The sequence below is a fragment of the Pseudooceanicola antarcticus genome, from assembly GCF_900215355.1.
GTDB classification, from domain to species: domain Bacteria; phylum Pseudomonadota; class Alphaproteobacteria; order Rhodobacterales; family Rhodobacteraceae; genus Pseudooceanicola; species Pseudooceanicola antarcticus.
This window is the reverse complement of record NZ_OBEA01000004.1, coordinates 431,191-445,171: the sequence shown is the minus strand read 5'-3', so window position 1 is coordinate 445,171 and position 13,981 is coordinate 431,191. Positions and strand designations below refer to the sequence as shown.

The window sequence follows — 13,981 nt, the reverse complement described above, 5'->3', positions numbered from 1 at the left end:
GAGCCCTTCGTGGGCATGGGCGGCGTCTTCCTGCGCCGCACCTGGAAGCCTAAGTGCGAGGTCGCAAACGACCTCAACGGCGAAATCACGAACCTCTTCCGCATCCTCCAGCGGCATTACCCGCAGCTAATGGACGTCATGCGCTTTCAGATCACCTCACGCCGCGAGTTCGAGCGACTGCGCGCACAGGACCCAGCCGGGCTCACGGACCTGGAGCGAGCGGCGCGCTTCCTCTACCTGCAGCGCCTGGCCTTCGGTGGCCAGGTCGGTGGTGTCTTCGGCGTGGCCAGCGACCGCGGTGGTCGCTTCAGCCTGGCGCGTCTTGAACCGCTGCTGGAAGCCGCACACGAACGCCTGGACGGTGTGATCTTCGAGAACCTGGACTGGAAGGATCTGCTGCAGCGCTACGACAGTTCGCAGGCGTTGTTCTACCTCGATCCGCCGTACTGGGGCGGGGAAAACGACTACGGCAAGGGCCTGTTCGCACGCGACCAGTTCGCCGAGATGGCCGAGCTGCTGGCGGGCATCAAGGGCGCGTTCATTCTTTCGATTAATGACCGGCCGGAGATCCGCGACATGTTCGCCGGTTTCCAGATCGAGCCGGTGAGGCTGAAATATACTGTCGCAAAGAGTGGCGCGTCCGAGGCGGCAGAGCTGATTATCTCGAACCGCGAGCCGACGGTCGGGTTGCTCTAGGTGGCGGTAGCGAGGTCGGCGGCTGAAGCTGCCGGCCTCTTATGATCGCCAAACAAACCGCAGTCGTGAGCCGCATAGGTGACTAGAACAGGTACGCCACGACCGGACCTTAGCCGACCTTCGCACCTGGCGCATCGGACGACCGGTCCCAGCCCTTCCACGACATTCGTGCAACACGCAGCATGACGCCAGGCACTTACACCAAGGGCGGAGAGCCGACATTCGCTGCACTTCGCACGGATGACCGTTTTGCGCAAAATCAGAAAGGCTGCACTGCTGTGGTTGTTAGTCAGCTGGACCCGACGCCTGCGTCGTAATCCTGCTGGTCACCGCCACCCTCAAATCCACGATCGCGTCAGAGCACGTTGCCTAAGTCATATCCTTCTCAGGCCGGTCAGCTGGAAACCGGGGCGTCACGACGACGCCCCGATTTTTCATCTTATGACCCGAGAGCACGCAGGCCCATCCAAAGGCCCATCAAGATCATCATCAGGTTCTCGGTCAGGGAAATGAAGCCGAGCGGCACGTTGGAGTTCCCGCCGACGCAAGCGCATTTTAACTCGCGCTTGTCGATATAGACTGCCTTGAACACGCTGACCGTCCCGATGGTCCCGATGACCAGGGCAACGGGCGCAGAAATCCATGTCAGGACGCCCGCGGTCATCAAGATGCCAGCCAGCGCCTCACCGTAAGGGTAGATCTTGCCGTAGGGCACCCAACGTTTCGCCAGCAAGTCGTAGTTCAGGAACATGGTCGAGAACTGCTCGACATCCTGAAGCTTCTGGATCGCAAGCACCGTCATCGACAGCGAGATGAACCACTGGAAGCTCTGCCAAGTCAGGATCGTCCCGTATTGGTGCCAGGCCAGCCCAAGCGCCAGCAGGGCACAGACTGAAAAGATCGCGATGACAGGGCGGTAGCTCGTGTCGCTCTGCTCTTCCTTGGGCGGGTCGATGCCAAGGAAGATGCGCAGGTCGTCATGCCCCCCGATCCGGTCCCCGTCGATGAAAGTCTGGGGTGTCGTCTTGACGTCGTGCTCGCGCTTGAAGGCCTCGGTCTCGACCTTGGTCTTAAGGTGGTGATCTTCGACGGTGTAGCCGTTGCGCTCCAGCAGATCCTTGGATTTCAGACCAAAAGGGCAAGTGTGCTCAGGCATGACCATGCGATAGAGAACGGCGGTTTTTTTGGTATCTTTTCGCATAATCGTCTTCCTCAATTCGTGCAGGTGTACTGACCGCGGAAACCGGCCTCGTAGTCAGGGCCCGCGCTGATGATGATATCCTGAAGGCTGTCATCTTCCGTATCGCGCATCTGAATCGTGATCGGGTCAGCCGTGAAGCTTTCTCCGCTACCATCCAGCTGGACAAGATCCCCGCTGATCTTGACCAGAGCAGTGCCGCTCCCCGCCACGAACACGGCCGGGCTCGTCTCGGTGTAGGTGAAGCTGCACGCAGCCCCATCCGGCAAGACTTGCGCAATATCTGCCTGCGTCAGGAATTCGGGATCGACCTTGGAGACGACCTCGCTGGACAGGGCGTCTCGAGCGGATTTCAACTCGGCTGCCGGTTCATCCCCGGCGGGGGTCGCCTGTCTGTTCGCCGATATGTCTGCGATCAGATAACGCATCTCCGCAATTTCCTTGTCCTGGGCGTAGATGATGTCATCCGCCAAGGCGCGCACCCTTGGATCGGTGATTTCCGCGCGCGACGACGTCATGATGGCGATTGAATGGTGTGGGATCATCGCCCGCATGTAAGCCCGGTCCTGCACCGTCACCTGACTGCGCACCAACCAAAGCGCCCCTGCGAAAACGATGATGGAGCCCGCGAAGATCGCGATATTTAGCCTGCGGTTCTTGTACATGCCAAGCATGAAGGCCAGCATGACGAAGGCCATCACCGCCCCCATGACAATGGCCATGTAGGCGCGCGTTTCCGACCAGAAGACATGGCTGACCAAGTAGGTGTTCAGGTACATCAACCCGAACATCAGGACCGTGGACACGCTAATCATCAGGAAAAAGCGGGAATAGGCCATCGTTACCTCCAAGTGCGTTTAAGGGAACAACAACCTTCCAGTGGGTGGATGTTCCCTAAAAGTTGACTTTTTCGGCCTATTCCTGCTGAGTTCTTTCACGTTGATAAGCGCGTTCGCGCTCGGGCCAGGTGGATTTGATGTATTCGAGGATCGCTCGAATTTCCGCATCCCTCAGGCTGTCGCCAAAGCCCGGCATGTCACTTTCATATCCCCCACCGACCACTGCGGCAGTCCCATCCCGCGTGATGCGGAACAGGGTGTTGTCGCCATGATGCCAGGTGTGCCCCGTGGCGTCATGGGGTGGTGCAGGTAGACGGCCGTCGGGACCGGGGCCGCGCCAGTCCGGCTGCCCCTGAAGCTCCGCCCCATGGCAGGATGCGCAGTACTGCTGATACAGAGCTGCGCCATCGATGCCTTCCTCTGCCGCGACAGCGTGAGCCCAGCTTGCAAGGGTTGCCGCAAGTGCGGTCAGCCCCTTCATGTGACCATGATCCAGTTCGTCATGCCCGACGCTGCGTGCCCCAGCATGTGGCAATGCAGCAGCCACTTTCCCGGGTTGTCCGCAACGAAGGCGATCTCCGTCGTCTCATTAGGCATGACCAGAACCGTGTCACGTAACGGACCAAGGCGTCCGTCTGCCCTGCGCACCCTGAAATGCATACCGTGCAGGTGCATCGCATGTGGGAAAATCGTGTCATTGGTCGTGCGGATGCGCGCAGTCTCCCCGCGCGACAGGGTGGCTAAAGGCGTATCTCCTAGCCCGGCCTGTCCGGCCAGCGCCCAGTACTGGCCTTTCTCCACCAACTCCTGCCAGCCCAGTCTTTGTCCGTTGAAGGTGGCGCTCTCCAAGCCACGCATTGCACCGCCCTGCAGCGGCATCTCAAGGACAGGCGCGGCGTCGACGCCCACAACCTCCATGCGTGGATTGCGTGGCAAGGGCTGAGGCGCACCGCGAGGCACCGACGCGGCACGTCCGTCAACAGAGACGTCCGCCAGTACGCGCCAGGTATCATCCGCTGCGGCAAAGAGGAGCCCTGCGGTTTCCCCTTCCGCTGCGATTACATCGACGATCAGATCCATGCGCTGTGCCGGTGCAAGCACAAGCGTATCCGTCACCGGTTCTGGTGTGTCGAGCGGCATGCCATCGAGAGCCACCTTCCAGCCAGTCAGCCCCTCCAGTTTCAGGCCGAAGATCCGGGCGTTGGCCGAGTTGATCAGTCGCACCCGCAGCCGCTCGTTCTGCCGGGCCGAAAGCCTGTAGTCGTAGCGCCCGTTCACGCCCACGAGGTTGCCGATCTGGCCTCCGTGGCTGCGCAGCATTGGCGCCGCGAAATTATCGATAAACAGGCCCGTATCGGGGTCAATCAACCAGTCGTCGATCATAAGGACCTCGTCCCGATCCACATCAGGCGGCGTCGCCTCTTCGATAATCAGGGCTCCGGAAAGACCCCGCGCGACCTGTTCCATCGAATTGGTATGGGCGTGATACCAGTAGGTTCCCGCATCGGGCAGTTTGAAGGCATAGTCGAAACTCTCGCCGGGCGGCACCGCGTTCTGGGTCAGCCCCGCGACACCATCCATGGCGTTGTCGATACGGATGCCATGCCAATGGACCGAGGTTGGCACCTCCAACGTATTCATCAGCCGGCGCTCCAACCGGCTGCCCTGAGCGGCGCGGATGACAGGGCCGGGAATCGTCCAGTCGTAGCTCCAGACCGGCGTCGCCGGATAGCCACCCGGGGCGAGCTGCACCGTGGCTGCCTTGGCCGTCAGGAGCGCCATATCCTGCGCCTGTGCAGGGCGCGCGAGCGGGACAGCGGCGAGGCCTGCGCAAAAGGCGCGTCGTGTCATCTTCATGTCAGTTGATCCCATTGGCGCGCTGTATTTCGCGGACGTAGGTGATGATGGACGTCACGTCCGCACGGGTCACCCCGGGCTGCGGCGGCATGTCTCCGAATTGCCAATGGTGCGCGCGAACGCCATTCGCAGCCGCCATCTGAAAGGCCATGTCGCCATGATGCGACGGTTCATAGATCTTGTGGATCAGAGGCGGGGCGATCCCCATTTTCCCGGCGGCATTATCGCCATGGCAATCGGCGCAGACCGCATCGAAGGCCCGCTTCCCCATCGTCCCCTCGGACGACAGCGTATCAGGCAGCGTGACGGCCACCATGGGCGCGCCATCCTCTGGCGCCGTGGTCTCCTGAACGGGGGCGATTTGCTCTGAGGAGCGGGTGACTGCATAGGCACCAAGCGCCACGACAATTAGCGCTGACCCGGTGAGGGTGAATTTGTTCATGGGAGTATCCTGATCTGCACGGCTTTGCAGGCCGCGCGCTCTGATGATGAGGCGACGGAAATCGCCCCAGGTTCAACTGGAGTTAGCTCAGGCGCGAGGAGGCGGGAGGTCCAAGGACAAGATGATCGTCATGCCACTTCGGGGCTCAGGCCACTTATGACCGAACGGCACTAGATCGCTTTCATGCAGGAGTTGACTGCAATCCAGAATGGCATGGGACGCACAGGTCAACATATCAGCGCAAGGCGCATCGACCTGGTGATGATTATCGGAGGTTTGCCGATCTGCTGGCAACATCGTTTCCGGACAGGCCGCACAGTCATGCACCTCCGCCGCCGCGGCAGAAATTTGCGGGAAGGCTGCCAGCAACAAGATGCTTGTCAGAAAGATGACGGCGATCAGACGCATCAAGACCCTCCATTCAAGCACCATAAGTGGGTTCTGACGACGCTGCGGTCAATCCCGAAATGAAGTATCGCCTGGGGCGGAGAGCGGACATCCGACACGCCAGGCGCGAAGGTCCGGTGTGGGCCGAAAGCTCCAGGTCGGGTGGACAGCGGCCCGCCCAAGTCTATGTCCGCTTCCTGCGCACAGCGGTCATTGATGCTGAGTGCAGCGAAGGACCGCTCCCCGCCCTTTATGTCAGTGCCTAGCCTTATACCGCGCCAAGCACGAATGTCGTAGAAAGGCTGACAGTTGCCTTCTGCCTTGCTTGCCTGGTCAACCTTCTCAGATCAGGTCATCGACCGCTACACCCAAGGCATCCGCTAGCTTCTTCATCGTTTCCACGGTACCGCCGCGCTTGCGGGTCTCGAGCTGGGTGATTTGGACTCGGTTCACCCCGGAGGCCTCGGCCAGGGCAGCAGCTGTCAGGCCGCGCCAGTCGCGATAGACCCGCACCGGGTGCTCTCCGTTCAGGATCCGGTTCACGTACTCGGCCGGGACGCTTCCGTCGCCGGCCTCCATGGCCCGATCATAGGCCTGCAGGTCAGAGAGATCCTCAGCCGCCTGGCGCAGACGGTCGTACTCTGCGCGGGAAATAGTCACCATCTCGTTCATCATCGCATCCTTCAGTCGTAGACCCCGCCGCGGGGGCCGATTGCCAGCACGTCCAGGACCTCGCCGTGATCGCTCATGATCACCCGCCAGTCACCGACCCGCAGCCGGATGCCCTCGCGGCCCTTCAGCGCCTTGACGTTGCTCGCCAGCGACGAGGGGTTTTCGGCATATTGCCCGATCTTGCCGGTGATCCTCTTGGCTTCGTTCCTGGGCATCTTGCGAAGAGTGCGGATCGCAGCAGGTTTGTAGGTGATCGGCTTCATATGATGCTTGTAGCTATTGAGCTACATTTTGTCAAGTGTGTGTAGCTATATGGCTACATTCTCGCCTATGTAGCCGCCTGAAGCCGTGGGACACTTGTCTTGCAACCCTTTGATTTCACTGATGCGGCGTATGCTGTGGCGCGGGACGCAATTTCGCTGATCTGGAAGGTTTTTTCAGTGTCCGCGCCTGTACGGGGCGGGGCACCACCTCCCTGCATGATGATTGAAGAGACACGAAATGGTCCGGGGTTTGCCCAGGCCGTCTGCACTTAGGGCGCTTTTGGGGGTTTGGCCGGACCTCGAAGGTCGCGGTCTGTGATCTGCTGACGTGGGTCCGGCTTCTGGTGGAGCGTGGAGGGGGAGGGAGACATGAGCGGTGGCCCACGCCAGGTGTCGTGCAAGCTCTCTGCCAGCCCCTCCGCCACATTCATCCCAAGAGCTGCATGAACGGGTGGCAACGAGTCGAAGGTCGGAGAGCGGGAGTTCGCTGCGTGTCAGACCAAGGTCTACTCAGCGGACAAAGCTTCCGTTCCCCTTAATCGTGCGAATGCAGTCTTTCGAAGACTGACTGTTTCTTGCAATTCCTGTTGACCAAGCCAGCTCAGGCATTTCGTGGTATACGAGGCAAAATAAAGGCCAACGCTGCACCAGAGATGTAAAAAGTACAAATCATCGGCTGGAATAGCAACGGGAGAACGATCGCAATGTACGCTCCGGATAAAATCCCGATGGGGTGCCCAAACGCAATGAAGAAACCTGCGATAGCACCGACGCAAGGATATGCAGCCACAATCCATAAAACGTCCGTGACCCAACCCTTACCCATCCTTGGGAAGACAGACAACGCCCAAACGCTTGCGGCGAAAGCTGCGATTCCTGCCATGTACCACGGGCTCATTGGCCCGTGACCCGGGTTGACGTCTGCTTCATAGATGAATGCTGAACCTCCAGCGCAGAGCGCTGCAAAAACCATGCTGATGCAGATTCTCACCGAGTTGATCCTTCCTTGGATCCGAGCATTACATGACGAGCCTTTCAAATTTACATACAAGAAGGAGGCGAAAATTGGAACCCCAAACAGATTAATCCGAGCAACCATCAAACACAGTGCTGCACTCGAAATGCTGAATTTCGTGCGTCGTGCAGCATGCGGCAATCTGGGCTCGGTTCCTGCCGTTCTCCGCGCCTCATCCAAAGGTCGGCTCCGGGCCGGGAGCGTTAATTCGCAGCGCCTGGCTCGGAGGTTTTCAAAGGCTCGGCAGCATCCCAAAGCCAGGCCATAGGCGCACCCACAACCATATCCGCTACGTGTCATCGTCCCCATTTGAGCGCGAGGCGCGAGGGCGGCCTAGAACATGGCGGGACAAAGCAAGCGGCGGGTCTTGATGCCTTGGGCGCCGGGGCCCGGTCTTCAGCCTGCACCGCGATCATGGCTGCGGCCCTTGGATAACCCTCGGCTCAGGGCCGTGCAGGGCACGCGGCGTATTCATCGTCCGTGCGAAATGGCGTGCCGCCTGGCGTCCGATCTAGTCGGAGCGCGGCAGCTGGCGCGCACGGAAGACTTCCGGCAGGGCGATGGCCAGGAGGCAGCCTCCGGCCAGGGCAAAAAGCCAGGTGCCCACGTGGTCATAGAGCATGGCGCCGCCGATCCCTCCGCAAGCGAAGGCAGAGAGCGTCAGGACATGCAGCCGCAGCTTCGGCAGGGCCGCGTCTTTTGAGCCTCCGGGTGACAGGAGCGCGGCCAGGCCGATGCCGATGTCCGTGGCCATCCCCGATACATGCGTGGTCCGGACGCGCGAGCTGGAGATCAGTGTCGTGACCGCGTTCTGAAGGCCCATCACGAGGCTCAGGCTGCCGACGAGAACCATGTGCGAGATGCTCTCTGAGGACGACAGGACAAGGCCCAGGGCAAGGACGATCCCCCCTTCGGCCGCAATGGCTGCGGCGTAGATTGATCGGATGCCACGCTGCTCTCCGAAGGAAATGAAGGCCGCGGCGAGGGCTGCCCCGCCGATGAAGAGGGCCAGGAGAAGCAGGAAGCCGACACTTGTTCGCCAGGAGCCGCGCGCAACTTCGTCGGCGAAGGCCGAGAGGTTGCCCGTCATATTGGCGGTGAAGGATTGCGCCACGAGAAAGCCAACGGCGTTCAGCGCCCCGGCGATGGTGGACAGGGCCGCCGCAAGGTAGCTGTCAATCGTCCCGTTTCGTTCATCGCCGACATGGATCAGCATGTTCCGGCCTCGCTCAGTTGCCTCTACCATCCTGGTGCCGCGACCTTGGTGCCGTGAATGCCAGATGGCAATGCGGCTCTTCTTCCGCCTGCAAGCTGTTGGCGGTCCTCGACAGGCCAGCGTCGGGGCGACGGTGGGTTGCCCGTGTTGCCCGATGCCTCGATTGCGGGCGGCAGGTCACGCGAGCCGATGCTTCGGGTCAGGGGCCCTCGACCTTGGGGGCGGGCTCTGTCTAACCTGCGGCGAAGTTGGATGGGGGTGCATATGACACGACATGGCTATGAAACCGGGCGGCTGAACCTGCCTTTCGTGGGGATCTGTACCTTCGGGAAGTACCCGCTTGTCGAGGATTGGAATGCCATCGACGCCGATGTGGCGGTCATGGGCGCGCCCTTCGATGCCGGCACCCAGTGGCGGGCGGGGGCACGGATGGGGCCGCGCGGCGTACGGGAGGCCTCGACGCTGTTTTCCTTCGGCCACGCCGGCGCCTATGACCACGAGGATGATGTCACCTATCTTGATCCGGCGCGGGTCAGCATCGTCGATATCGGTGACGCGGATATCATCCATACTGACACCCTGCGCAGCCATGAGAACATCGAATACGGGGTGCGCCGCATCCTGGCCTCCGGTGCGCTGCCGGTGGTCATCGGGGGCGACCATTCGGTCAACATCCCCTGCATCAACGCCTTCGAGGGGCAGGAGCCCTTCCACCTCGTGCAGATCGACGCTCATCTCGACTTTGTCGATGAGCGCCACGGGGTCCGCTACGGCCATGGCAACCCGATGCGCCGCGCCGCCGAGAAGAGCTATGTCACCGGGCTGACCCAGCTGGGCATCCGCAATGTCAGCTCGACCTCGCGCGAGGGCTACGAGGATGCGCGGGCCATGGGCTCGGACATCCTGTCGGTGCGCCAGGCGCGGACACTCGGCACCGAGGCGCTGCTGCGCCGCATCCCCGAGGGAGAGCGGATCTACCTGACCATCGACATCGACGCCTTCGACCCCTCGATCGCGCCGGGCACGGGCACGCCCAGCCATGGCGGCTTCCTCTATTACGAGGTGCTGGAGCTGCTGGACGGGATCGCGCGGCGCAACGAGGTGGTGGGGATCGACCTGGTGGAGGTGGCGCCGGACTACGATCCCACCGGCTCGACCTCGATCCTGGCGGCGCAGGTGCTGATGAACCTGATCGGCCGGGTGGCCCATCACAGGCAGGGCCTCTAGGGGCGGCAAGCGGGGTGAGAGCAGGGGGCAGGCAGGGGGTGCCCAGGCCGAATCAATGCCTCACCTCCTGGCGCTCCATACGAGACCGTTTGCATTTGCGATGCAATTTTCTCTGGCACTTTTGATGTAACTTGGCCACAGAAGTACCTGTGCACATGTGGAAAGTGGTCAAAATGTGGAGGGAATGGGGCCGCAATCGCAGGTAGAAACTGTTTCAACGATAGAAACGAATGCGGCAGCATTCTGGCGGCCGGCCTATGCGGTGACACCATAAGTCATTATTTATCATCAGCTTAGCGCAATTCACATGGCTTTTGCGTGTCAACAATCAGCGCCTTTCAGGGGCTGAAAGTGACTGAAAAGCGGCGGCGTCCGCGGGGCGGTGCCTTTTTCGTGCCTTTTTCTGGCCCGGTTTTCCCTTTGAGGGTGGGGTCATAAACGGTAACACCGTAGTGCCCGACTGGGAGGGCACCTTTTCGGGGCCATGGGGCGGTCCCTTGAGAAACGTCTTGCGTCTTGATGATGCGGACCGGGTTCAGAACCGGAACCGGCTTGGCCGGAGCGGTTCGGACATGCCTGTAACGGGACCCCGGTGTCATCGGTTGTCGGAAGACGTCTATTTTTCTTCGCGCAGACCCGGCAAGGGCGCGCGGCCGGTCGGGAAATGACCGGGGGTAGAGAGAGGGTGACGACATGGGCGGTTCGTACTGGTCCTATGGAGGCGGCTACGGCGGCGGCGACGACGACGATTGCCATGACGGCTACGGCGGCGGCTCCTCCCCGGACGGCTATGTGGACGGCACCTCTGGCGCCGACACCATCGACGCCGCCTATACCGGGGACCCGGACGGCGACCGGGTCGACAACGACGACGCAATCCTGGATGGCGAGACCGGCGACGATGATATCGTGCTGGCCGGTGCCGGTGACGATTCCGTCTCGTCCGGCGCCGGTGACGATGATGTCTATGCGGGCAGCGGCAATGATACGGTCTCGGCCGGCACGGGCGAGGACATGGTCTCGGGCGGGCTGGGCAGCGACAGCCTGTCCGGTGACAGCGGCAACGACCTGATCTACGGCGACACCGGCTCTGCCCCCGATGCGGGCGGGCGCGAGGATTTCGACTGGGACAAGCTGAAGGATTACTACGGCAACCGGGTCGATGACGGTGATTACCTGAAGGACCAGACCCAGGACACCGGCCAGGTCAACGTCACCTTCTCGACCGAGAACACCTGCTGGTCGCCCCAGACCTACTACCGCGACGATCAGCAGAACGTCGACGGGGTGGTGCCCGAGGACGGCAGCAGCAGCGTCGACAGCACCTCCGGCATGATGTCCTACCTGGACACCAAGGGCGAGACGGCGACCTACAGCTTCGACTTCTCCGCCGAAGTCGATGATGTCACCTTCCGGATCAACGACATCGACCTGAAGTCGAAGGTCATCATCCGTGCCTATGACGAAGACGGCAATCAGGTCGATATCGAGGTCGACGCGGGCAGCTATGTCATTGCCAGCGACAACGACGGCGCGGAGGGAACCGAGACCCTTCTCTCGGGCGTGCCCTACCACGACCTCTCCCCGACCTCCGGCCATACCTCGGCGCTGGTCACCATTCCCGGTCCGGTCACCAAGATCGAGATCGTGCACACCCAGGTCGACCACGGCACCTCGGGCATCATCCTGACTGACATGTCCTATGACGTGACCAGCAGCGTAGAGGATGGCTCTGTCACCACCCATTCCGATGGCAACGACGTCATCGACGGCGGCTCGGGCGAGGACACGCTCTTTGGCGAAGGCGGTGACGACACGCTTGCGGGCGGGGCCGGCGCGGACCTGTCCTATGGCGGCGCCGACCGCGATACCTTCCTTGGCGGCTCTGACGGCGATCACGTCGATGGCGGCGAAAGCGGCGACGATTGGGATACGCTGGACCTGCGCGGCTACAAGGTCTCGGTCGAGGAAGCCTCAGGCGATGATGAGGCCGGGACGGTCACCTTCTATGACGGCGACGACAATGTCACCGGCACGATGACCTACGAGAATGTCGAGGAGGTCCTTGTCGACCCCTCGCCGCCGGATCCCAGCAGTGACGGGATCGTTTCGGGCACCTCCGGCGATGACTCGATCGATGTCGGCTATACCGGCGACCCGGATGGTGATTTCGTCGACAATGACGACGCGATCATCGTCGGCGACAGCGGCGATGACGACGTGATCGACGCACGCTCGGGCGATGACACCATCGCGGCTGGCCAAGGCAGCGACGAGGTCTATGGCGGGGCGGGCAACGACTCCATTTCGTCCGGCTCCTCCAGCCAGCTGAACGATCACGAGACCTTCGACGGCATCCCCTACGAGACCGGCGCCGACCAGCTGGATGACCGGGACTACGTGGACGGTGGCACCGGCGATGACACGATCTCGACCGGGGACGATGCGGACACGATCATCGGTGGCGAAGGCCATGACAGCCTCGACGGCGGTATGGATGACGACGTGATCTATGGCGGTGCCGGCAACGACACCGTCGACGGCACGCTGAACGGCACGATCCCCGGCTCGCTCGGCAATGACCTAGTCTATGGCGGCTCGGGCGATGACAGCCTGGTCGCGGGCATCGACGCCTTCTCGGACTACTCGGGCGATGATCCGAACCTGCCGCTGTTCTCTGATCCGGCCACCTCGGATCCCAACCCCGATGACGGCAAGGACACCGTCTATGGCGGCATGGGCAACGACACGATCATCACCGGCGATGATGCCGACCTGATCGACGGCGGCTCGGGCGAGGACCTGATCTACGGCGGTATCGACGACGACACCATCACCGGCGGCCGTGACGCGGACGAGATCTATGGCGGCCATGGCTCGGACAGCATCGACGGCAACTCCGGCGACGACGTGATCGACGCCAGTGCCTCGACCAGCTCGATGGATTACGCCAACGAGCCCGATGCCACCGACCCGGTGCCGACCAACGACATGGACGTGGTCCGTGGTGGACGGGGCAATGACTCGATCACCACCGGCGACGACGATGATGTGCTCTATGGCGGCTCGGGTGACGATACGCTGGATGCGGGCATCGACGAGGACACCATCTATGGTGGCCGTGGCGCGGATGTGATCCTTGCCGGGTCTGGCGACGACTCGGTCGAGGGGGCCTCGGGCGATGACGCCATCTCGACAGGCACCGGTGCCGATGAGGTCCTTGGTGCGGCGGGCGATGACACGATCACCAATGACGAGGACGACCAGGCCGACCAGATCTACGGCGGCGGTGGCCGCGACGTGATCACCGGCGCCGGGATCGGCGACTTCATCGACGGCGGCGCCTCGGGCGACGACTACGATACGCTCGACCTGACCAGCGCGGCGCCCACGGGTGGCCATATCAAGATCAACTACACCTCGCCCGACAAGGAAGACGGTGAGGTCGAATACTACGACGCCGGCAACAACTACCTCGGCAAGTCGACCTTCGCGGATATCGAGAACATCGTGCCCTGCTTCACCCCCGGTACGCTGATCGCCACGCCGCGTGGCGAGGTGCGCGTCGAGGAGCTGCAGGAAGGCGACCGGGTGATCACCCGCGACAACGGCATGCAGGAGATCCGCTGGATCGGCACCCGCAACCTGAGGGGCGGAGAGCTGATGAAGGCGCGCCACCTGCAGCCGGTGCTGATCCGCCGCGGCGCCCTGGGCCGTGGCCTGCCCGAGCGTGACATGGTGGTCAGCCCGAACCACCGGATGCTGATCAACAACGACAAGACCGCGCTCTACTTCGAGGACCGCGAGGTTCTGGTCTCGGCCAAGCACCTGACCGGCCTCGACGGCATCGAGCGCCTCGAGACGGAGCGGACCACCTATATCCACTTCCTCTTCGAGCAGCACGAGGTCGTTCTGTCGGACGGTGCGTGGTCGGAAAGCTTCCAGCCGGGGCAGCAGACCATGGACGGGCTGGGCAATGCGCAGCGCAACGAGATCTTCGAGCTCTTCCCCGACCTGCGCCAGAGTGCCGGGCTCGAGGGCTACGCCTCTGCCCGCAAGACGCTGAAGAAGCACGAGGCCGAATTGCTGACCTTCGGATAGAAAGTGAGCTAGCAGCCGGGCCATGTCATCGGGGGACGACATGGCAAGGCCGCCGGATCTTTGTCCGG

General features: G+C 62.1%; 12 protein-coding genes. 3 read left to right on the top strand and 9 right to left on the bottom strand.

Annotated elements, in window-relative coordinates:
* Window positions 1-696: DNA adenine methylase (locus CRO50_RS12825; RefSeq protein ID WP_097146303.1), on the top strand; the 696-nt coding region annotated here is incomplete at its 5' end.
* Window positions 697-1,135: 439 nt separating this feature from the next.
* On the opposite strand, the gene CRO50_RS12820 is transcribed toward CRO50_RS12825, so the two are convergent.
* From CRO50_RS12820 to CRO50_RS12780, 9 genes are all read right to left on the bottom strand, one after another.
* Window positions 1,136-1,897 (bottom strand): MauE/DoxX family redox-associated membrane protein, encoded by a 762-nt coding sequence (locus tag CRO50_RS12820; RefSeq protein ID WP_179747274.1) that lies wholly within the window; start codon window positions 1,895-1,897, stop codon window positions 1,136-1,138.
* Window positions 1,898-1,908: 11 nt separating this feature from the next.
* Entirely contained in the window at window positions 1,909-2,733 is an 825-nt protein-coding gene (locus tag CRO50_RS12815) for a DUF305 domain-containing protein (protein ID WP_179747273.1), read from the bottom strand.
* A 76-nt stretch (window positions 2,734-2,809) separates the two neighbouring features.
* A complete protein-coding gene (locus CRO50_RS12810) occupies window positions 2,810-3,214 on the bottom strand; it encodes a c-type cytochrome (protein WP_143516919.1) in 405 nt (134 codons plus the stop codon).
* Window positions 3,211-4,590 (bottom strand): multicopper oxidase family protein, encoded by a 1,380-nt coding sequence (locus CRO50_RS12805; protein ID WP_097146301.1) that lies wholly within the window; start codon window positions 4,588-4,590, stop codon window positions 3,211-3,213. The genes CRO50_RS12810 and CRO50_RS12805 overlap by 4 nt, the downstream gene beginning before the upstream one ends.
* Before the next feature lies 1 nt (window position 4,591).
* Window positions 4,592-5,032, bottom strand: a complete 441-nt coding sequence (locus CRO50_RS12800) for a c-type cytochrome (RefSeq protein ID WP_097146300.1) — start codon at window positions 5,030-5,032, stop codon at window positions 4,592-4,594.
* A gap of 87 nt (window positions 5,033-5,119) precedes the next feature.
* The gene (locus tag CRO50_RS12795) at window positions 5,120-5,440 is read right to left on the bottom strand and encodes a hypothetical protein (RefSeq protein WP_143516918.1); all 321 of its coding nucleotides are present in this window, start codon (window positions 5,438-5,440) and stop codon (window positions 5,120-5,122) included.
* Between the two features lie 321 nt (window positions 5,441-5,761).
* The gene (locus CRO50_RS12790) at window positions 5,762-6,091 is read right to left on the bottom strand and encodes a helix-turn-helix transcriptional regulator (RefSeq protein ID WP_097146328.1); all 330 of its coding nucleotides are present in this window, start codon (window positions 6,089-6,091) and stop codon (window positions 5,762-5,764) included.
* 11 nt (window positions 6,092-6,102) lie between these two features.
* A complete protein-coding gene (locus tag CRO50_RS12785) occupies window positions 6,103-6,354 on the bottom strand; it encodes a type II toxin-antitoxin system RelE family toxin (protein WP_097146298.1) in 252 nt (83 codons plus the stop codon).
* A 1,526-nt stretch (window positions 6,355-7,880) separates the two neighbouring features.
* Window positions 7,881-8,585, bottom strand: a complete 705-nt coding sequence (locus CRO50_RS12780; RefSeq protein ID WP_097146297.1) for a YoaK family protein — start codon at window positions 8,583-8,585, stop codon at window positions 7,881-7,883.
* A 264-nt stretch (window positions 8,586-8,849) separates the two neighbouring features.
* Here CRO50_RS12780 and speB point away from each other — a divergent pair, with 264 nt between their 5' ends.
* Together speB and CRO50_RS20150 are read left to right on the top strand one after the other, a co-directional pair.
* Entirely contained in the window at window positions 8,850-9,812 is a 963-nt protein-coding gene (speB, locus tag CRO50_RS12775; protein ID WP_097146296.1) for an agmatinase, read from the top strand.
* Window positions 9,813-10,505: 693 nt separating this feature from the next.
* On the top strand, window positions 10,506-13,913 hold the full coding sequence (locus tag CRO50_RS20150) for a Hint domain-containing protein (RefSeq protein WP_179747272.1): 3,408 nt from the start codon (window positions 10,506-10,508) through the stop codon (window positions 13,911-13,913).
* The last annotated feature ends 68 nt before the right edge of the window (window positions 13,914-13,981 follow it).